We start from the raw sequence: 20,013 nt of genomic DNA on the forward strand, positions 1-20,013 counted from the left end.
GCCAAGACCAGTAGCCAATACTGGAATTCAAAGAACTACCAAACTCATGACGGAAGAAGTCTCAATCAATGAAGTCAACAAGCATTACCTGGACAAGGTAATGACTCTGTCCGAAGAAAGAGATGTCGAGGCGACAGAAGACATTTTTGACGCGCGCGGCATGAAGCTTGTGGCGAAGGGTGCACGCATCTCGCGTGACCTGCAGGAGCGACTGATCCTGCACAAGCTGCAAAAGCCGCTCGAATCCAGTATTGCGGTGGCCAATGGCGTCAACAGCGAGATCGTGGTGAACGCCGCCCGACAGTTGATGGATACTTTGGCGCCTGTGGGCGTGATGCAAAAGGCGACCGCCAACAAGGGGCCGTCGCCGCTGGATGTCATGAAACAGGCGAAGTTCGGCAATTCCATGAGCCTGATGCTGACGATCACCGAACGCGGCGGCGAAACCGCGCTGTCGCATAGCGTCATGGTCAGCCTGGTATCGGTTTGCCTGGCGAAGAAGATGGGGCTCGGCGAGAATGTCCAGAGCACGGTGGCGCTGTCCGGCCTGCTGCATGATATCGGCGAGCTGTATATCGAGCCCGAATACCTCGACAGCAAGCGGCGGCTGCGTCCGCATGAATGGCGACATGTCGTCGTGCATCCGCGTATCGGCGAAATGCTGATCAATGAGCTGGAGAACTTTCCGCCGTCAGTCGCGCAAGCCGTATCCGAACACCACGAGCGTTTCGACGGCGGCGGCTATCCCCGCCGTCTGAGCGGCAAGAACATCAGCATCGCAGGGCAGATCCTGTCGGTCGCCGAAATGATTTCCGGCGTGCTGATGCGCCAGGACCGTCCGCTCGAGCGCGCCGAGCTGGCGTTGAAAATCATTCCGGGCGAGCATGCCCATGAACTGGTGTCGGCGGTGTCGAGCGTGCTGCGCCTGTGCGGCGAGGAGCAGCAGGCCGCGGTCCAGGATAGCACCCAACATCAGATGGTCTATGACAGGGTGCAGATGCTGTCAGGCTGCATTGACGCGGCCCTGCAACATTGCCAGACGCTGGCGGATACGCCCGCGCTTAAGTCCCGCGCCGGCAAGGATTCCCTGGCCAAGGGCATACAGCAGATTTTTGCCGTCAAGCGCGCTTTCAACAGCACGGGACTGGAAATCTGCAAGAACGAGAATATCGAGGAATTCCTGGCGCATGACAAGGAAATCCAGTTCGAAGTGGCGGTCGCCGGCCGGGAAATACAATGGCGGCTGCATGATATCGCCCGCAACCTGGCGCTGCATTGCGCTACCCTGGATGCGGAAGAGGCGCAAATCCTCCAGCCGCTTATCGACCTGCTTGACGGCGCCGGCTAGGGTCAGCGCGGGGTCGCGACGGTGGCCGCCATATTGATGCCTTCCTGTAGCAGCCGTTCGATTGGCGTGGCCAGGTAAGGCAGGGTCAGCGCGATCATGATGAAGCCCACCCCGATGGCGATCGGGAAGCCGATGCCGAAAATGTTCAATTGCGGCGCGGCGCGGGTCAGCACCCCTAGCGCGATATTATTGATCAGAAGGGCGGCGACGATCGGCAGCGACAGTTGCACGCCGGCGCTGAAGATGCGCGTGCCCCACGATACCAGCAACTCCATGCTTGGTCCGATATTCCCCGCGCCGACCGGCATGGTGGCAAAGCTGTCCACCAGCGCGGAAATGAGCATCAGGTGAAAATTGGCGGCCAGGTAGAACATCAGCATGAGCAGGGCCAGGAACTGGCTGATGGCGGAGGAATGTCCTGACGATTGCGGGTCATAGAAAGTGGCGAAGCCCAGGCCCATGGTCATGCCGATGAGTTCGCCAGCCATTTCTACCGCGGCAAATACGATGCGCATCGACATGCCCATGGCCAGCCCGATCACTATTTGCTGCGCCAGGATCAGCAGGCCGGCAAGCGACATGGGGTCCACAGCCGGGACGGTAGGCACCGCCGGCGCCACGATCAGCGCCAGCAGCATGCCGATGCCGGCCTTGCTGCGCGCCGGGATATTCCTGCTGTTGAATAGGGGCGCCGTCGCCATCAAGCCGAGAATGCGGGAAAGCGGCCACAGCAGGCCGGCGATCCAGGCATTGAGCGCAGCGCTGGAAATGGAAATCATGTGATGCGATGCGGCGCCGTTATCCGATCATTCCCGGGATGCCGCTGAAAATCTGGCGCATGTAATCGAGCATGACCGACAGCATCCATGGTCCGGCGACGATCAGGGCGATGAAGATGCCGACCAGCTTGGGAATGAATGACAGGGTGGCTTCGTTGATCTGCGTGGCGGCCTGGAAGATACTGACTGCAAGGCCGACTATCAGGGCCACCAGCAGCATGGGGGCGGCGATCATCAGGGTGATTTCCATGGCTTGACGGCCCATGGTCATGACGGTTTCGGGAGTCATGGCGGATCCTAGTAAAAGCTTTGCGCCAGCGAGCCGATCAGCAGCTGCCAGCCATCAACCAGCACGAACAGCATCAGCTTGAAGGGCAGGGCGACGATTGCCGGCGACACCATCATCATACCCATTGACATCAGCACGCTGGCCACCACCATGTCGATGATCAGGAAGGGAATGAAGATGGCGAAACTGATCTGGAAGGCCGTCTTCAGCTCGCTGGTGATGAAGGCCGGCACCAGTACACGCAGCGGCACCTGTTCCGGACCCTGCACGGCAGGGCTGCCGGAAATCTTCAGGTACAGGGCAAGATCGGACTGGCGGGTCTGCTTCATCATGAATTCCTTGAGCGGCGCGGCGCCCCTGTCCAGCGCCTGCTGCATGGTGATCTTGTTTTCTGAAAGCGGCTGGTAGGCGTCGGTGTAGACCTTGTCCAGCACCGGCCCCATCACGAACAGCGTCAGAAACAGCGATAGACCGATCAGCACCTGGTTGGGCGGCGCGGACGGCGTGCCGAGCGCCTGGCGCAGCAGCGACAGGACGATGACGATGCGGGTGAAGCTGGTCATCATCAGCAGCAGCGCCGGCAGTACCGAAAGCGCGGTCAGCAGGATCAGCGTCTGCAGACTCAGGGTATAGGTTTGTCCGCCGCCGGGAGCCGGGGTGCTGGTCAGGGCGGGCAAGCCGGCTTGCTGCGCAGCCGCCAGCAAAGGCACGCCAAGCAGCAACAATACGCTCGCGCGGCATGCCAGCGAGCGGAAACGGTTGCAGCGTGCGGAGGAAGTCTTATTGGGCATTGCGTCTATCAATCTTTTGCTTGAGCCAGGCGCTGAAGTTGTCAACCTGCTGTGGAGTTGCCTGCTCCGGTGAAGGTGCATTTTCGGGGCGCGGCATGGTCGAGAGCGCATTGACCTGTCCGGGAGCGACGCCGACGACAATCCACTGGCCGGCGACTTCGACGACGACGACCCGCTCACGGTTACCGACCGAAACGCCGCCGACGATTTTAACCGGCGCATTGCCGGTCAGGCGGGATATGTTGAAGCGCTTGAGCATCCAGGCGATTGCCGCCAGCAGGCCCAGCACGATGACCAGTCCCATCAGGACCTGGAAGAATCCGCTTGCCGAAGCGGCAGCACTTTGCGGCGCCGCCGTGGCCGCGGTCTGTGCGGCAGCATTTTGCGCGGTGAACAGCAGCGCCGGCAATGCGGTGCAAACGCCGTGCTGCGCCCAATGGCGGAAGCGGAAAATGCCCATCATTTATTCAGCTTGCGGATGCGTTCTGACGGGGAAATGATGTCCGTCAGGCGGATACCGAACTTGTCATTGACCACCACCACCTCGCCTTGGGCGATCAGGCAGCCGTTCACCAGAACGTCCATCGGTTCGCCCGCCAGTCCGTCCAGTTCAACCACGGAACCCTGCGCCAGCTGAAGCAGGTTCTTGATGGCGATCTTGGTGCGGCCCAGCTCCACCGTCAGCTGCACCGGGATATCGAGGATGAACTCGATATCGTTGTGCGTGGATGTCTTGGAACCTGCGGCGAAATCCTGGAAAACCGGCGCGGCTGCGGCCGGCTGAGGCGCAGCTGTCGCTGCCTCGCTTTGGGTTTGTTCGGCGATCGCCGCAGCCCAATCGTCTTCGATACTGGCCTGGTTGTCGTTTTCGTCAGCCATTTTCTTCTCCTTGCGCAAATTCGCCACCATGGGTCAGCAATTTTTCAACCCGTAGCGCGTACTGACCGTTGAATTTTCCGTAACTGCATTCCATCACCGGCACGCTGTCGACTTCTGCAGCGATGGTCGATGGGACTGTGATTGGAATGATGTCACCGGCTTTCATGTTCAAAATATCGCCGAAGGTGACACGGGCGGTTCCCATGTTGGCCACCAGTTCCACTTCGGCGGATTGGATCTGCTGCGTCATCAGGCGCACCCAGCGCTTATCCATTTCCAGGGTTTCGCCCTGCATGCTGGAGGTCAGCAGATCGCGAATCGGTTCGATCATCGAATACGGCGTGCAGAAATGCATTTCGCCGGAGACCGGGCCCAATTCAATCGTGAAAGTGGTGGACACCACCACTTCGTTCGGCGTCGCGATATTGGCGAACTGCGTGTTCATCTCGGAACGGATGTACTCGAATTCGACCGGATACACCGGTTCCCATGACTTCGCATAATTCTCGAAAACGATTTCCAGCACGCGCTGGATGATGCGCTGCTCGGTCTGGGTGAAGTCGCGACCTTCGACACGGGTATGGAAGCGGCCATCGCCGCCGAACAGGTTATCGACCAGCAGGAACACCAGGTTCGGATCGAATACGATCAGCGCAGTGCCGCGCAGCGGCTTGATATGAACCAGGTTGAGGTTGGTGGGGACTACCAGGTTGCGGATGAATTCGCTGTACTTCGATACCCGTACCGGGCCGATCGACACTTCGGCGGTGCGCCGCAGGAAATTGAACAGGCCGATGCGCAGCAGGCGGGCAAAGCGTTCGTTGATGATTTCCAGCGTCGGCATGCGGCCGCGGACGATGCGCTCCTGCGTCGCCAGGTTATAGGGACGCACTCCTGACACATCTTCAGGCGCCGGGGAGTCGTCCAGGTCGCCATTGACGCCGCGTAGAAGGGCGTCAACTTCTTCTTGTGAAAGGAAATTTTCAGACATGGCAGTCTTACTGAATCACGAACGAGGTAAAAAACACATTGGACATTTCCTGCTCCTCGCCGCCCGGCGAAAACGGCTGCTTGGAGAGGTTAAGTATTTCCTCTGCCAGCTTATTCTTGCCCTCGACGGTGGAAATCTCGGAAGCTTTCTTGCCCGATAAAAGCAGTAATAACCGGCTGCGGAGCTGCGGCAGGTAAGGCTTCAAATGTTCCAGTTGCTTTTCGTCGCCAACCTGCAGCGAGAACGCCACCTGGAGATACTGGTCGCCCATGCCGTCGGGCTGCAGGTTGACGGTGAAAGGTTCCATGGCCAGCAATACGGGCGGCTTTCCCGGATCGACTTTCTTCTTTTCTGCCTTGTGCGGAGTGGCCGGCTTCTGTCCCAGAAAATACCAGGTGCCACCGCCGGCCGCGGCTGCGCCAAGCACCAGCGCGACCAGGATCACCGGGAGCTTGCTTTTGGATTTCGCAGTCTCCGCCCCTTCGGCGCCTTTGGCGGGCGCTTTTGTTCCGGCTTTAGGAGAAGTCGCCATGTACGTATCCTTGCGTTCTACTTATTCGAATAAGGTAATTATTGAAAAAAATCCGTTGGCTGCATACCTCGAACAGAGCGGGGAAGCAACCGCATATCGGCGCTATTGTTTTGCCGCTCCTGTGTCGAAATGGCCGCGCGTTTAAACAAAGGTATCGACCAGTCCCTGTCCCTGCGTAATCTGGGTAACGCGTGTCACGGCCGGCTGCGAGGCGTCATTGCCGGCCATGCCAGCCGAACCGCCATTTCCTTGCGACGCCGAACGCTCGCCCGGCTGGTCATGCCGCTCCGGCATGCCGGCGCTGACCGATGCCTGGCCAAGCTGCACGCCTGCCTCGCTCATCATGTCGCGCAGTTTCGGCAGGGCGGCTTCCAGGGCTTGCCTGACTTCGGGCTGGGCCGCATAAAAGCTTGCATCGGCCTGGCCATTGTTGACGTTAAGGACGATCTGCATGGGGCCGAGATCCGGCGGATTCAGGCTGAGCGAAGCCGACTGCTGGGCACCGCCGACCATCCAGACGACTTTTTGTCCCAGGGCCTGATCCCAGTTTGGCGTGCCGACCCGCGGCGCCAGGTGGTCCGTGACCTTGCCGGCTGCCAGTTGAGCCAGTTCCTGCGCGCCTTGCATATGCGCGGCAGGGATAGCCAGGGCCGGTGTTTCCTGCGCCTTCGCCGACGCAAGCTCTGTCAGCTTATCGAGTGATTTGCCTCGTGCGGAGTCGGTTGCCGCATTCGCATCGGTGGCATCCCGCAGCGACGCCATAAAGTCGGCGTTGCCGTCGGCACGCTTATCCGCGCCGTCGCCGACAGCCAGCAAATCGGCTTTGCCTGCGCGCTTGGCGCCATCGGCTGCGACATCGCGGATTCCCGCGCCGGCCTGGCTATCCGCCGCGCCTGCGCCATCGTTTGCTCTTTGCTGCAGCAACAGGGCGCCGGCCGCCTCGGCCAACAGTTGGGTTGCGGTCGGCTGGGCATTGCCGGCATCGGCGGATTCCTCGGTGCGATCCTGTTCCTGGTCGCCGCTACCCTTGCTGGCTTCGGTCTTGTTGCCTTGTGTGGAGTCAGTCTTGTTCGCTGTTTGCGCTGCAGGACGGGCTTCCGGCGTCTTGTTGTTTGCCGGCGATGGCGTCGGTGTCTGCGTGCGCGGCTGAGCGCTATCGCGCCGGTCGGCAATCTGCTGCGACAGCATCTGGTTGAAGGCGCTATTGGAAACGTTTCCAGCCGATTTGGTCGTAGCCGTGCCCGCAGCAGGGTTGGAAATATTCAGTATCGCTGGAGTCTGCATGATGTCGTCACCGTTGTTTCGTTGATCTTGTCGCGTTCTGTTCTTGTGGCCTGTCAGCGCTTGAACATGGCGCTGCGCGAGGCGTATTCATCCATCTGTTTCTGTTCCCGCTTGTTTTCCTTGAGCTGCCTTGCGCTTTCCGCCCTGGTCGCGAGAGTGTCGTAGGACATGCGTTTTTTTTCGCATTCCTGCCACTTCCTGCGCTCGTTCTCGATGCGGTTCTTCGCATTTTGCACGACGGCCTGCTGGCTGGCGATCGCGGTATCGAGCTTGCCGATGAATACCTGAAAGTTCCGATATTCCACCGCCGAGATGCCCGTCGCCTGATTGCTCTGGAAGCGCGCCGCGTATTCGTCGCGATAACCCACCAGCAGATTCAGCTTCTTCTCCGTTTCCTCGGCTGCGCGAATGGCTTCGCCAAGGCGCGTGGCCGCTTCGTCGCTATCCTTGGAAGCGAGGTCGATCAGTGTATGCAGTGCAGAGGGATTGGCCATGTTGTCATCTTAAACGATTCGGCCCGGTTTCAATCAAGGGAATAGAGAGGCAAGTTGCTGCAAACTCTCGGTTATGCCAGCGCGTTCGCTGATATCTTGTTGCAAATATTTCTCTATTTGCGGGAAGAGGGCGATCGCCTGGTCCAGCACCGGGTCGCTGCCATGGGCATAGGCGCCGACGCTGATCAGGTCGCGGTTGCGCTGGTAGCGGGACGTCAGTTGCTTCAGACGCCGCGCCAGTTGCTGATGGCCGCTCTCGGTAATATTGTGCATCGCCCGGCTGATCGATTGTTCGATATCGATGGCCGGGTAGTGGCCTGCTTCGGCCAGGCTACGGTTGAGCACGATATGGCCGTCCAGGATCGCGCGGGCGGAATCGGCGATCGGGTCCTGCTGATCGTCGCCTTCGGTCAATACGGTGTAGAAGGCGGTGATCGAACCGCCGCCGGGCTTGCCATTGCCGGCACGCTCGACCAGCGCCGGCAGCTTCGCGAACACCGAAGGCGGATAACCCTTGGTGGCCGGCGGCTCGCCGATCGCCAGCGCGATTTCACGCTGCGCCATGGCGTAGCGGGTCAGGGAATCCATGATCAACAAGACATGCTTGCCTTCGTCGCGGAAATGCTCGGCTATCGCCGTGGTATAGGAAGCGCCCTGCAAGCGCATCAGCGGCGGCGTATCGGCCGGCGCGGCGACGACCACCGAACGGGCCAAGCCTTCCGGGCCGAGGATCTGTTCGATGAATTCCTTGACCTCGCGTCCGCGTTCGCCGATCAGGCCCACCACGATCACGTCGGCAGTGGTATAGCGCGCCATCATGCCGAGCAGGACCGACTTGCCGACGCCCGAACCGGCAAACAGGCCCATGCGCTGGCCGCGGCCGACCGTCAGCATGCTGTTGATGGCCCGCACGCCCACGTCGAGAATATGCGAAATCGGCTCGCGCCCAAGCGGGTTGGCGGCGCGCACGTTCAGCGGCGCGGCATGCCGGGCATGCAGCGGGCCCAGGTTGTCGAGCGGGCGGCCGGCGGCATCCAGCACGCGGCCCAGCAATTCGTCGCCGACCGGAAGATGGCGGCCGCGGTCGCTCGGGCGGCGGCGGGGATGATTGACGGTACCGGGTGCCGGCAGCGACTGCACCGGCTCCACCGGAAAAACCCGGCTGCCGGGCACGACGCCTTCGACATCGCTTTGCGGCATTAAAAACAGCTTGTCTTCGTTGAAACCGACTACCTCGGCCTCGATCTTTGTCCCGTTCGGCAGCGGAATGGTGCAGGCGCTGCCGACGGCAAGTTTCAGTCCGACCGCTTCCATGACCAGCCCCGCCACACGCGTCACGCGTCCCGACACCTGCATCGGTTCGGCGATCGCCGTCAATTCGCGGCAGTCGCGCAAATAGGCTTGCCAGCGTTCGGTGTGGGAGGCGAGGGTGCTCATTATTTAAGCCAATCCGACTGTTGGCCGAGCGTCTCGGCCAAGCGCTGCCAGCGCGTTTCGATGGTGGCGTCGATCTGGTTGGTCGCCGTGTCGATGCGGCAGCCGCCACGCTGGATATGCTCGTCCTCGACGATGCGCCAGCCGGCCTTGTCCAGCTCGTCGTGCATCTGCGCCTTGACCAGCGCTGCATCGGCGGGGTTCAGCATCAGCAGGGCGGGCTGCTGCAGGCTCGGCAGATAGCGGATCGCTTCGCTGACGATCGGCATCATCAGTTCGGGCCGCACCGCCAGCGCGGTTTTCAGCATGGCTTTCGCCAGATCCAAAGCGAGATGCAGGACATCGCTGGCGATGGCCTGGTCAGCCTTGGCAATTTCGCTGCCAAGCTGGGCGGTGATCTCGTGCAGATGGGCGACTTCCCTGGCCGCATCGGCGCGTCCCTGCTCGATGCCTTCCGCATAGCCCTCGGCGCGTCCTTCCGCCAGTCCCTCGGCGAGGCCTTCGGCATGACCTTTGGCGCGGGCTTCCTCGCGGATAGCGGCGATTTCCTCGATCGTGACCTTCGGCGCAGCCGGCTGCGGTGCCGGCCTGGGCGGGTCGAACGAATTCAGTTCCCAGCGCTGGAACGCGGTTTGCAATTCCTTCGGCAAAATCGTGTCAGACATACGCATCCTCGCCCTTGGCGCCCAGTATGATCTGGCCTTCGTCGGCCAGGCGGCGGATGATCTGCAGGATTTCCTTCTGCTGAGCCTCGACTTCCGAAAGCCGCACCGGACCTTTCGATTCGAGATCGTCGCGCATCATTTCGGCGGCGCGCGATGACATGTTCTTGAAGAATTTTTCACGCAGTTCCTGGCTGGCGCCTTTCAATGCGACGATCAGCGATTCCGACTGAACCTCGCGCAGCAGGATCTGGATGCCGCGGTCTTCGATATCGAGGACGTTATCGAACACGAACATTTCGTCCATGATCCTTTGCGCCATGTCGGCATCGTAGTTTTTCAGGTTCGACAATACCGATTGCTCGGTTTCGCTCGATAGGAAGTTCATGATTTCGGCCGCGGCGCGGATGCCGCCCATCGGTTTTTTCTTGATGCTTTCGTTACCCGACAGGAGCTTGGTCAGCACATCGTTCAGTTCGCGCAAGGCGCCCGGCTGCACGCCATCGAGCGTGGCGATGCGCATGATGACATCGTTGCGCAGGCGCTCGGTGAAATGGTCCAGCACTTCACAGGCATGGTAGCGCTCCAGGTGCACCAGGATGGTGGCGATGATCTGCGGATGCTCGTTGCGGATCAGTTCCGCCACCGATTGCGCATCCATCCACTTCAGGCTTTCAATGCCGGAAGCGTCGCGCGAACCGAGGATGCGGTTAAGCAGAGAGGCGGCCTTGTCGTCGCCCAGCGCCTTGGTCAGCACCTGGCGGATGTATTCGTCCGAATCGACGCCCAGCGCCGATGCCTGTTCGGTCTCCTTGCGGAACTCGTTCAGCACCTCATCCAGCCGCGAATTGGCCACGCCTTTCATGGTGGCCATGGCTGCGCCCAGCTTTTGCACTTCGCGCGGACCAAGGTATTTCATGACTTCCGCAGCTTCGTCTTCGCCCAGCGCGAGCATCAGGATCGCGCCTTTTTCAACGCCGACATCACTCATTTGTACCCACCCATGTCTTGACTATGTTGGCAACCAGCTTCGGATCGTCGCGCGCCAGCTGCTTGGCCCTTTCAAGGTTGCTGACGTAGGCGCGCGATTCGATCTCGACGACGTCCTCGACTTCGTCGTCGTCTTCTTCAGCGTGCTCGATCTGCGGCGGTGGCGCCGGATTGAGCTTTTCGTCGACACGATTCCAGATCGGCTTGAACACCTTGAAATACACCATCATCATGATCAGCAGCGCCACCGGATAACGCCAGTAATCCTTGGCGAGCTGCAGCATGTCGTCCGGGCGTTCCCAGATCGGCGGCAGCTTGAGATTCTGCGTATCGTTGCCGGCAAACGGGCTGTTGACCACGTTGAGGCTGTCGCCACGGTCGCGATTGTAGCCCATCGCTTCCTTGACCAGGTCGGTGATCTGCGCCTTTTCCGCATCGCTGAGCGGCTTCATGGTGACCTTGCCATCCTTGCCGACTTCGCGTTTGTAGTTGACCACCACGGCGACCGACAGGCGCTTGACGCCGCCCATCGGCTGCTGCACGTAGCGCACGGTCTTGTCGACTTCATAGTTCACCGTGACTTCCTTCTGCACGCTGGCGCCCGGATTGGCGGCGGCGCCATTTTGCGCGCCGTTTGCCGGCGGCGCAGTCAGAGGCGCGGTGGCTGGCGCCGGCGGCTGGTTGGTCAGCGCGCCCGGCACGCCGGATGCGGCGTTCTGCGCGCCATTGACGGATTCGCTGGATTGCTGGCTGCGCACCGTGCCGCTGTTCGGCTCCTGGTTGGGCTTGTAGATTTCGGCGGCCTGCTCGGTATGGCTGAAATCGACATCGGCGGTCGCTTCGGCGCGCACGTTATCGGGACCGACGATCGGGCTGATGATCGATTCGATGCGCTTGACGATGCTCTGTTGCAGTTCCTGCACGTACTTCAGCTGGGTCGGATCGAGGCCGTTGGCATCGCGCTGCTTGTCGTTCTGCGACAGCAGGTTGCCATTCTGGTCAATCACGCTCACGTTCTTGGGTGGCAGGTCCGGCACGCTGCTGGCTACCAGGTGCACCACGGCGTTGACCTGTTGCTGGTCGAGCGAGCGGCCCGGCTGCAGATTGATCAGGACCGAAGCGGTCGGCTTTTGCTGATCGCGCACAAAGACCGATGCCTTCGGCAAGGCCAGGTGCACGCGCGCGGCGGCGACCTGGGCGATCGACTGGATGGAGCGTGCCAGTTCGCCTTCCAGCGCGCGCTGGAAATTGACCTGTTCATGGAATTGCGACACGCCCAGCTTCTGGTTTTCCATCAGCTCGAAGCCGACATTACCCCCTTTGGGCAAGCCTTGCGAGGCCAGCTTCAGGCGGGCGTCATGCACCTTGTCGGCCGGGACCAGGATTGCTCCGCCGCCGTCGGCATACTTGTAGGGGATATTCATCTGTTGCAGCGAAGCGACGATCGCTCCGCCGTCACGGTCTGAAAAATTGGAAAACAGCACGCGGTAATCCGGCTGCTGGCTCCACATCCAGACGCCAGCCATGACGGCGACGGCCAGCGCGGCGCCCACCATCATGACGATGTTGCGGCCGGCCGGCGAGCGGGCGAAATTCATCACGCCTGGAGCGACGGCGCCTTCACCAACAATTGCGCCTTCACCAGCTACTGCCATGATGTGCCTCCATGAACATTGTTATTGTCGATTTCGATCGTTTGGTTCACGTCTATCCTCAAATGCCTATCCCTTTTCGGGTTTTCGCTCATTGTCCGCGCTGCGGGAAAATTCAATCCTTGGAATAAAGCAATATTTCCACAGCTTATCAGAGCGTCGCATTTTTGCGTGGCTGTTAAGGTAGCGGGGTGAAAAAGCTTTACCTATGAGGAGTCGGGCATGAAAACCCAGTTGATCGATACCAGCCGCATTGAAGCGATGATGGCGCAATTGAAGTCGGCAGCCACCCGGCCGCAGGGAGGCGTGAATCCGGTCGCCACCGATGCCGGAACCACGTCGACCAAGAAGGTGGGATTCGGCGAAGCCTTGAAAGCGTCGCTCGATCAGGTCAATCAGACACAGCAGAAGTCCGAGCAGCTTGGCCAGGCATTCATGATGGGCGACGACAAGGTCAGCCTGTCCGATGTCATGATTTCAATGCAAAAGGCGAACATCAATTTCCAGGCCACGGTCCAGGTGCGCAACAAGCTGGTATCGGCTTATCACGACATCATGAACATGCAGGTGTAAAGCCGAAGATCGAAGCGAGCCGGCCGCTCAAGTCATCATGCCGGCACGCTTGGCATTCTGCTCACGCTCGAGCTTGGTGATGTAGCGCTGGATCGCCGACAGCATGGCCGGCGGCAATTCGATGAAGAGACAGCCGATGCGGCGCACCGATTTCCCTGTTGGCAGGGTGATATCCTGGCAGTTTCGCACCTGAAGCGCCGTGACTACCACCGTATTGCCAGGCAAATGGATCTTGCAATCACGGTAAACCGTCCCGAAAGTCGGATCCAGGGACTTTTTCTCGTCGACCAGCGCGATACCACCGCCACTGACGTTCTGCAGGATCAGGGTAACGGTTTCGGTGCCCAGTTCATGCTGGATCGGGATGGTGCAGCGAACCGGGTTGGTGATCGGGGTCGGTACGCGGTAATGTTCGCGCCGCTGCAGGCGAATGATGAATTCGGGGATCGGCACGGCCAGCGCCGGATGTTCGCCGTAAGTGCATTGCTTGGCCTCGCCGGCAAAAAACATGATCCGGATACGATCGAGCACGGTCTCGAACGACAGGTTTTCGCTTTCCGTAACACGGCGGTTCATCGCCGGATCGGTCGCACAGTCGATGTACAGCGTGCCGGTATCTTCATCCACGCCGACCACGGAAGTGATGACCGCTTCCGCGCTGCCGTTCACCGTCAGCGTGATGAGCTGGCGCTGCTGTTCGAGCGAGCGCAGCAGGGCGAGAATCTCCCGGCGCGAATGCACCTTGAATGGGCTTAATTCCTCTTCCCTCGGACTGTCCGGATTAATAATGGTCTGCATCTGGATATTGATTTATCGGATGAGCTGGGTATTGCTGCCGTCTCCTGGCAGTGCTCGTGTGCGCGATGATCGCACATCATACCTCGTCGTTATTGTGTTGCCCAGAGTTAAGATGATAAAGCCACGCCAGCAGTTCTGCAACGGCGCGGTACAGCGCCGGCGGAATGTGGCTGTCAAGGTCGACTTGCATGAGCAAGGCCACCAGTTCCTTGGATTCATGCACGAATACGCCATTTTCGCGGGCGCGGCGGATGATTTCCTCGGCAATCAGGCCACGGCCCTTGGCCAGCACCTTCGGCGCCGGCTCGCCGGCGAGATAGGCCAGCGCCACGGCATTCTGCGGGCGGTAATCAGGCTTGGTCATCTTGGTTCACAATCAAGGCCTCCAGCGGAGAACCCGCCGCTTCCAGCGCCAGCGCCAGCTCGGGGCCATGCGCGCGCAGCAGCGCCGCGCTGTCGGCCGTGCCGGCGCGCACCAGGATGCTGACCTTGTTTCCCTTTAAATGAATCGTGGCGGAGACTTCGCCTAGCGCCGGCAATTCAAGCCTGACCGCGCTTTGCCAGTTTTCCTGCGGTTCCTGCTTGCCTTGCTGAGCGCCATGCTCATCCCGCTCGACTTCCCACTCCAGCTTCTGGCCGGGCCACAGCTCGCCTTGCCAAACGAATCGCTGGGTTTCCAGGCTGTTAAGCTGAGCATGAATCAGTTGTGCCGCCTGGGAGTTCAACGCGCCATTCTCCATGCCAGGCTGCAGGACATTGCCGGCACGCGCATGCAGCTCCGACGCCAGTTCCGAAAGTGAACGGCCATTGCCGATCCATTGACCGGCCAGATGACGTAACAGCGCCGCATCCGTGGCGCCGTCGGCCTTGGCGGTGCCATTCTGGGCAGCCTGCGGCTCGCGCAGGACCGACGCCAGTGAACGGTTGCCTGCCGCCCACTGGGCCAGATGGGATTCATAGAAGATGCCGCTGCCATCCGCCGCATCCTGCAGCGACGCGGCCAGCTGGCCGGCATCCATGGCGGACGAGGGGAGGAGAGGCGTTCTGCCGATGGCGGCCGTCGCCGCGCCATTCCGTTGCGCCGCTTGCAGCAGGCTGTCGATGAGGCGCGCGGCCTGACTCAGGGTGGCAGGCGCATCTCCGGCCAGGCTTGCCGCGCCGCCGCCAAGCAGGAAGGTCGGGCGGGGCTGCCGCTCCACCAGCGTCATGGAAAGGTCGTCGCCGACCTTGGCGCCGACCGGCAAGGACATGCGCGCGGAAGCGTCGGCCACACGCACCAGAAACGTGCCGTCCGGCAGCCGTTCCAGAACCTTGGCCGGAACCTGCTGGCCAAGCGCGATCTGGTTCAGCCGGTGGTAAGACTCCTGGCGCGCATCGGTGCTCGAGCCGACCGGCGCCGGCGCCTCGACGTAGGCAAGGGGCCGTGATCCGAGACTATCGGCCCGCGGCAGCATGCTCAGCCCTGGCTGGCGCCGTAGGCTTGGGAGAGCTTGCGCTCGGTGCCGGCGCTATTCATCATTTGCGACAGCTGCAACATCCAGGGCTCGGTCAGGTTGCGGATCTCGCGGTCGTCGGCAAGGATCTTGTTGATGATCTGGACCTTGCGCAGGCGCGATTCGCCGGTGAGGGCGACCGGTGCTTCTCCCTGGCGCAGCGTCGCGACATGGCTGGCGCAGCGCGTTTCCAGTTCAACCAGGCGGTCCCAGTCGCCTTCGCGCGCGGCTGACAGCATCTGATCCGTAATGACGGCGACGGTTTCGTACAGGGAAATGACTTCTTGGCTATTCATCATGATGCGATCAGGCCTTTACCAATCGGGCAGTATGAGGGGCGAGCGGGTCGTTTTGCAGCACTGGCGTTGGGGCAGCTGGCTGCGGCTGTGCGGGTGTTTCGCCGATCGCTTCCCATGAAGCCTTGAGATCTTTCAGTAAACCGCTCACTTCGTCCAGCAGTTGCGGCTGGTTGTGCAGGTTCGCCTGCAACAGGCGATTGCTCATGTACTCATATAGTGAGTCGAGGTTGGCGGCAATGCTGCCGCCTGCGCTCTTGTCGAGACTGGCGCGCAGGCCGCTGTCAATGATGGAGATCGCTTTGGAAATCGATTTGCCTTTGCCTGCGATGTCGCCGAACTTCATTTGCGCGTTTGCGTTAGCGATCGCCGCCAAAGCGCCGTCAAACAGCATGACGATCAATTTGTGCGGACTGGCGGCAGCAACGCCGGTTTCTACGCTGACTTTAGCGTAGGCATTAGCCCCGCTGTTGAGTGTTCCAAACATTAGGTGTCCCCCTTATTCAAACTTGGGAAGGTTGGCGAGTTGTTGTGCCAGGTAGTTGCTGGTTTGACTCATGCTGGCGATGGCTACGTCCAGTGCTGTGAATTGCGCGCGGTAGCGTTTTTCGATATCGATTAGACGGTCGCTGATACGCTCCTTTTGGTCGGACAGGCTTTTGAGCGTTGCATTCAGGCCATCGGTGCGAGAAGTTAGAGGGCCTTTTGTGTCGAGTAATGACGTGAGGAGCGAATCAAACTTGCTGGCATAGCCTCTGGAAAGATTGATCGTGCCCCGGTCCCCGAGTGCTCCGCCAGTGATTGTCAGCTTGAGGCCTTCTGTTGGCGAACCTTTGGCGCCGGTAAGCGTCTGGCCTGCACCAGTTGCGGCGACACCGTTCAGTGTTCCCGCCACATCCAGTCCGGTAGTGGCGGTTTGCCCTCCGCCCAACAAATTGGCCAAGCCGTTACCCGAGACGATTTCAACATTGGAAGCGGAGCCGTAGCGATCCGATACGATGGAAAGGATACCGCCTGCTGAACTAACTTTGACTGTCGCGCCCGCCGCTGAGAATTCGGACGCGCCATTGATTTTTCCTTGAATCTCTGCTGCCAGCGCTGTTGCATTGGCATACGTCGCCTGTGACAGCTTGATGGTGGTGGTGACGCCATCAAGCTTCACTTCCAGTGTGTCGTTGCTGGCGTCGATCGTGAGGCCGGCTGCGCCCTGGCCAACGGTGCGGCCTTGCGTTGCCAACTGCGTAATATTTATAGAATAAGAGCCAGCACCCGTCTTGGATGTGGAGCCAGTGTAGGAGATCAGGCTGTCACTAGCCTTTCCTGTGGCGGCGAACAGGTCGGCGATGTCGGAAAAATTCTTCTCCATCGCCTTTTGCAGCTTGGCGTTGTCCAGCGCCAAGGTCCCATCCTTGTTCAAGGCTACGCCGATATCGGACAAGCGGTTAAATGCGCCGCTGTTATTCTCGACGGCAGTGCCTAGCACGCCACGGATCTGGGTCTGGATGGAGCGCAAGGTGGCATCGCCATTTAACACGGCGGCGGTCTTGGTTTCAGGATCGTAGGCAGAAAGCTGGTTCAGCGTGGCATTAATTTTATTGTACGCGGCAACGAACTGGCCGACCGCACCGCTGACCGCAGAAGTGTCGCGTGCCACAGTGATGTTCGTGGGGCTGCCGGCATTCGTCTTGTATAGGCTGAGGGTGACGCCTTGAATAACGTCATTCACGCTATTGCCAGGTTTGCTGATAGATACGCCATCAACCTTGAATTCCGCATTCTGGGCTGTCACTGTCTCAGTGAACGCCTGGCTGGCAGGCTCTGCCGCCGGATCATGGTTCAGCAGGGCCTGCAGGCCGGCGTCGCCTGTCACCGAGATCTTCATGCTGTTGGCCTGGCCGGTGGCGGCATTGCTCAGCACCAGGCGGTAGGGCGACGTGCCGCCGTCGTTGACGATGTTGGCGGTGACGCCGATGCCGGCCTTGTTGATCGCATCGCGGATGCCGGCAAGCGAATTGTCGCCACTGCCGATGGTGATAGTCTTGCTGCCGGCGCCATTGCTGGCGAAACTCGCTCCGGTGTATTTACCGGTGACGCTGTCGAAGCTGCCCCCGCTGATGGTGCCAAAGTCGATAGTAATGGTGCCGGTGCCGATTGCTGCGCTGGTGCTGCTCTGTCCGGCAGAGGCAAGCTTCTGTGCCTGCGCCAGCTTGGCTACCTCAAGGGCATACGTGCCCGGCGTGGCGCTGCCGCTGCCGGTGGCGCTGGCCACTGCTGTATCCCCGGCCGTCACCTTGGTCGCTTGAAATTTGCTGATGTCAGAGAGCCCGTTGACCGCGGTCTGAAATGAGGAAAGTGCGCTTTTAATCGAACCAATCGCAGAAAGCTTGGCCTGATAGCTGGCTTCCTGCTTGGCGATCTTGGTTAAAGGCTGTTGTTCAATCATCATCAACTGCGAGACGATGCTGTTGATGTCGAGATTGGAACCTATGCCCGGTGAAGAGAGTGCCATTTGCGCCTCCTGCGGAAAACCACAATATACTTGGTTATCGGCAAGTTTAAAGCGGACTTTAGACGGTAGTTTCCCCGTCTGTTTTGGCGTATCAGGCTTTTTGCCTGATCAGCAATCCGATCGACCGGTCCAGCGCCTTGGCAATCTCCAGTGCTTCCTGGCTTGGAATCTGGCGCAGCACTTCCTTGGTGGACTGGTCGACTACCTTGACGACGGTATGGTTGGTATCGGCATCGATCGAGAATTCGAGGCTTTGATCCTGTTCACGCATCGCTTTGTTGAGATTTTTCACGGCTTGCGCCAGCTCTGCTGCCTCGGGTGCCGGGGCGGTCTGGCGCACGGCGAGCGTGGTCTCGACGGGAGCCGGGTTGGCGGCGGCCGGCGCTTCGGTGGCGATGCCGGGCTTTGCCGCACTGGCTGCGACGACGGGGGTATTGCCGGTTGAGTGGATTTCCATATCGACCTCCCTTAACGGAATAAAACCCGGCCGATGATCTGGCCGGGTTTTTTACGCTATATGCGCTTCAGATTAGCCGCGCAGCAGGGACAACACGCCGTTAGGCAGCGAGTTGGCCTGTGCCAGCATTGCAGTGCCTGCTTGCTGCAGGATCTGACCGCGGGTCAGTTGCGCGGTTTCTGCGGCAAAGTCGGCGTCCATGATACGGCTACGTGCGGCGCTGAGATTTTCAGAGGTGGTGCTCAAGCTGGCGATCGTCGACTGGAAGCGGTTTTGCAAGGCACCCATGGCGGCGCGGTTGGAGTTCACCGAACCCAAGGCAGCGTCAAGTCGCTTGATGGCCGTTTGCGCACCGGCAGCAGTCGAGATGTCGATGCTGTCGACACCCAGTGCATCCTTGGCGATCGAGGCGTTAAGGCCGAGGTTGGCCACCGTGCCGCCAATAGCGATGGTGTCAGTGGCGGAAACCGACAGGGTGCCGCGCAAAGTGCCATCGAAATCGCCGCCGGTGACAGAAAGACCATCTGTGCCTGCGGTGAAGCCGGTGCCGGATTCGGTGACAACGATGTTCCGGCCGTCAGCTGCGGTGAGCGTCAGGTCGCCGCCGTTCAGGCTGGCGATCACGCCGGTCTGGCTGGAATTGGCGTTGATCGTGTCGCGCAGGGTGGCATTGGACATTGCGGTAGCAACGTCGGTGTTGGTGAAGATCGCCACGCCGTTGATCGACAGGTTATAGGTGTCACCTGCGGTGCCGCCGATGGCACCGACGGTCTGGGTGCCGGTAGTCGAAGCGGTGACCGACAGGCCGGCGATGCCGGCATCGTTGATCGCAGCCGCCTTGGCGTAGGCCGAAGTGGCATCCTGATAAGTATTGCCAGTGTAGCCAGCGCTGGAATTGATCGTTTGCGCTGCGCCGCCACCGATTGCGATGGTGATGTCTGCCGCTGCTGCCGCGCCGACTTCCGTGCCGGTCGACGATGCGATGCCGCCGATGCTGGAGCCTTTGAGGCTGCTGATCGAGAAGTTGATGGTCTGGTTGGCATTGGCGCCGACCTGGAAAGAAGCGCCGGTGAAGGAGCCGTCGAGGATGCGCTGGCCATTGAATTCGGTCGTCTGGGCGACGCGATTCAGTTCGGATTGCAGGCTAGCCACTTCTTCTTGCAACGCCTTGCGGTCGCCCGAGCTATTAGTCGAGTTGGCCGACTGGATCGACAGTTCACGCATACGCTGCAGGATGTTGGTGCTCTCAGCCATGGCGCCCTCGGCCACCTGGGTCAGCGAGATGCCGTCGTTGGCATTGCGGGAAGCCTGGTTCAGGCCGCGGATTTGCGAAGTCATGCGCTCGGAAATCGCTAGGCCGGCAGCGTCGTCCTTGGCGCTGTTGATGCGCAGGCCGGAAGACAGACGTTGCAGAGAGGTAGCTAGGGAGGACTGCGAAGTGGTCAGGTTGCGCTGAGCATTTAGGGATGCGATGTTGGTGTTGATGATTGCAGCCATGTTAATTCTCCTTTAAGTGTCGGATATTTCCGGCTCGGATTCCTTCAATTCGGTTTGCGTTCGTTTGCTTCGCGAATCAAACCGTGTTGAATGCTTTATCGGGCAGTACTGGAAAAACTTTAGGCTCTGTTGAGGTCTTTATTTTTCCAGTCTCGCTCGAATGCGAGCCAGACAATTCATTGACGGAGCGTGAGAAAATTTCTTTAAGGTAATTTCGCCGTTTTCCGAGAAATATATTTTTGCGAAAAGGCCTCAAGATTTCCTT

General features: G+C 60.1%; 23 protein-coding genes. 2 read left to right on the forward strand and 21 right to left on the reverse strand.

Annotated elements, in window-relative coordinates; genetic code table 11:
* Positions 1–46: 46 nt before the first annotated feature.
* Positions 47–1,348 (forward strand): HD-GYP domain-containing protein, encoded by a 1,302-nt coding sequence (locus tag EDC30_RS00625; protein ID WP_132256340.1) that lies wholly within the window; start codon positions 47–49, stop codon positions 1,346–1,348.
* A gap of 2 nt (positions 1,349–1,350) precedes the next feature.
* Here the strand turns inward: EDC30_RS00625 and fliR are convergent, their stop codons facing one another.
* The 13 genes from fliR to fliF all read right to left on the reverse strand — a co-directional run bounded on the left by fliR (position 1,351) and on the right by fliF (position 12,128).
* Entirely contained in the window at positions 1,351–2,127 is a 777-nt protein-coding gene (gene fliR / locus EDC30_RS00630; RefSeq protein ID WP_132256342.1) for a flagellar biosynthetic protein FliR, read from the reverse strand.
* A 19-nt stretch (positions 2,128–2,146) separates the two neighbouring features.
* Positions 2,147–2,416: a flagellar biosynthesis protein FliQ gene (gene fliQ, locus EDC30_RS00635; RefSeq protein WP_132256343.1), complete on the reverse strand. Its 270-nt coding sequence runs from the start codon at positions 2,414–2,416 to the stop codon at positions 2,147–2,149.
* Between the two features lie 8 nt (positions 2,417–2,424).
* Entirely contained in the window at positions 2,425–3,207 is a 783-nt protein-coding gene (gene fliP, locus EDC30_RS00640; RefSeq protein ID WP_132256345.1) for a flagellar type III secretion system pore protein FliP, read from the reverse strand.
* Complete coding sequence (fliO, locus tag EDC30_RS00645) at positions 3,197–3,670, reverse strand: flagellar biosynthetic protein FliO (protein ID WP_243656593.1); 474 nt, start codon at positions 3,668–3,670, stop codon at positions 3,197–3,199. The genes fliP and fliO overlap by 11 nt, the downstream gene beginning before the upstream one ends.
* Positions 3,667–4,086, reverse strand: coding sequence for a flagellar motor switch protein FliN (fliN, locus tag EDC30_RS00650; RefSeq protein WP_132256347.1), 420 nt, complete (start codon positions 4,084–4,086; stop codon positions 3,667–3,669). The genes fliO and fliN overlap by 4 nt, the downstream gene beginning before the upstream one ends.
* Complete coding sequence (gene fliM, locus EDC30_RS00655; protein ID WP_132256349.1) at positions 4,079–5,077, reverse strand: flagellar motor switch protein FliM; 999 nt, start codon at positions 5,075–5,077, stop codon at positions 4,079–4,081. The genes fliN and fliM overlap by 8 nt, the downstream gene beginning before the upstream one ends.
* Before the next feature lie 7 nt (positions 5,078–5,084).
* On the reverse strand, positions 5,085–5,609 hold the full coding sequence (gene fliL / locus EDC30_RS00660; protein ID WP_132256351.1) for a flagellar basal body-associated protein FliL: 525 nt from the start codon (positions 5,607–5,609) through the stop codon (positions 5,085–5,087).
* A 141-nt stretch (positions 5,610–5,750) separates the two neighbouring features.
* Positions 5,751–6,893, reverse strand: a complete 1,143-nt coding sequence (locus tag EDC30_RS00665; RefSeq protein WP_132256353.1) for a flagellar hook-length control protein FliK — start codon at positions 6,891–6,893, stop codon at positions 5,751–5,753.
* A 53-nt stretch (positions 6,894–6,946) separates the two neighbouring features.
* Positions 6,947–7,387: a flagellar export protein FliJ gene (fliJ, locus tag EDC30_RS00670; RefSeq protein ID WP_132256355.1), complete on the reverse strand. Its 441-nt coding sequence runs from the start codon at positions 7,385–7,387 to the stop codon at positions 6,947–6,949.
* A gap of 33 nt (positions 7,388–7,420) precedes the next feature.
* A complete protein-coding gene (fliI, locus tag EDC30_RS00675; RefSeq protein ID WP_132256356.1) occupies positions 7,421–8,824 on the reverse strand; it encodes a flagellar protein export ATPase FliI in 1,404 nt (467 codons plus the stop codon).
* Positions 8,824–9,486, reverse strand: a complete 663-nt coding sequence (gene fliH, locus EDC30_RS00680) for a flagellar assembly protein FliH (RefSeq protein ID WP_132256358.1) — start codon at positions 9,484–9,486, stop codon at positions 8,824–8,826. The genes fliI and fliH overlap by 1 nt, the downstream gene beginning before the upstream one ends.
* Positions 9,479–10,474, reverse strand: coding sequence for a flagellar motor switch protein FliG (gene fliG, locus EDC30_RS00685; RefSeq protein ID WP_132256360.1), 996 nt, complete (start codon positions 10,472–10,474; stop codon positions 9,479–9,481). Before fliG ends, fliH begins: the two co-directional genes overlap by 8 nt.
* Positions 10,467–12,128, reverse strand: coding sequence for a flagellar basal-body MS-ring/collar protein FliF (gene fliF / locus EDC30_RS00690; RefSeq protein WP_132256362.1), 1,662 nt, complete (start codon positions 12,126–12,128; stop codon positions 10,467–10,469). Before fliF ends, fliG begins: the two co-directional genes overlap by 8 nt.
* 219 nt (positions 12,129–12,347) lie before the next feature.
* Here fliF and fliE point away from each other — a divergent pair, with 219 nt between their 5' ends.
* Positions 12,348–12,698, forward strand: a complete 351-nt coding sequence (gene fliE / locus EDC30_RS00695) for a flagellar hook-basal body complex protein FliE (RefSeq protein WP_132256364.1) — start codon at positions 12,348–12,350, stop codon at positions 12,696–12,698.
* 27 nt (positions 12,699–12,725) lie between these two features.
* On the opposite strand, the gene EDC30_RS00700 is transcribed toward fliE, so the two are convergent.
* The 8 genes from EDC30_RS00700 to EDC30_RS00735 form a co-directional block, all read right to left on the reverse strand.
* Complete coding sequence (locus tag EDC30_RS00700) at positions 12,726–13,496, reverse strand: flagellar brake protein (protein WP_132256366.1); 771 nt, start codon at positions 13,494–13,496, stop codon at positions 12,726–12,728.
* A gap of 76 nt (positions 13,497–13,572) precedes the next feature.
* Positions 13,573–13,860, reverse strand: coding sequence for an EscU/YscU/HrcU family type III secretion system export apparatus switch protein (locus EDC30_RS00705; protein ID WP_132256368.1), 288 nt, complete (start codon positions 13,858–13,860; stop codon positions 13,573–13,575).
* Positions 13,847–14,950, reverse strand: a complete 1,104-nt coding sequence (gene fliK, locus EDC30_RS00710; protein ID WP_132256369.1) for a flagellar hook-length control protein FliK — start codon at positions 14,948–14,950, stop codon at positions 13,847–13,849. The genes EDC30_RS00705 and fliK overlap by 14 nt, the downstream gene beginning before the upstream one ends.
* A gap of 2 nt (positions 14,951–14,952) precedes the next feature.
* On the reverse strand, positions 14,953–15,288 hold the full coding sequence (locus tag EDC30_RS00715; RefSeq protein ID WP_424446886.1) for a flagellar protein FliT: 336 nt from the start codon (positions 15,286–15,288) through the stop codon (positions 14,953–14,955).
* A gap of 7 nt (positions 15,289–15,295) precedes the next feature.
* Positions 15,296–15,772 carry a flagellar export chaperone FliS gene (gene fliS, locus EDC30_RS00720; RefSeq protein ID WP_132256371.1) on the reverse strand — a complete coding sequence of 159 codons (477 nt, stop codon included), beginning with the start codon at positions 15,770–15,772 and terminating at the stop codon, positions 15,296–15,298.
* Positions 15,773–15,784: 12 nt separating this feature from the next.
* Complete coding sequence (gene fliD, locus EDC30_RS00725; RefSeq protein WP_132256373.1) at positions 15,785–17,794, reverse strand: flagellar filament capping protein FliD; 2,010 nt, start codon at positions 17,792–17,794, stop codon at positions 15,785–15,787.
* Between the two features lie 91 nt (positions 17,795–17,885).
* On the reverse strand, positions 17,886–18,251 hold the full coding sequence (locus EDC30_RS00730) for a flagellar protein FlaG (protein WP_132256374.1): 366 nt from the start codon (positions 18,249–18,251) through the stop codon (positions 17,886–17,888).
* A 72-nt stretch (positions 18,252–18,323) separates the two neighbouring features.
* Positions 18,324–19,748: a flagellin N-terminal helical domain-containing protein gene (locus EDC30_RS00735; RefSeq protein WP_132256376.1), complete on the reverse strand. Its 1,425-nt coding sequence runs from the start codon at positions 19,746–19,748 to the stop codon at positions 18,324–18,326.
* Positions 19,749–20,013: the final 265 nt, after the last annotated feature.

The sequence above is a fragment of the Paucimonas lemoignei genome (assembly GCF_004342585.1).
GTDB classification, from domain to species: domain Bacteria; phylum Pseudomonadota; class Gammaproteobacteria; order Burkholderiales; family Burkholderiaceae_D; genus Paucimonas; species Paucimonas lemoignei.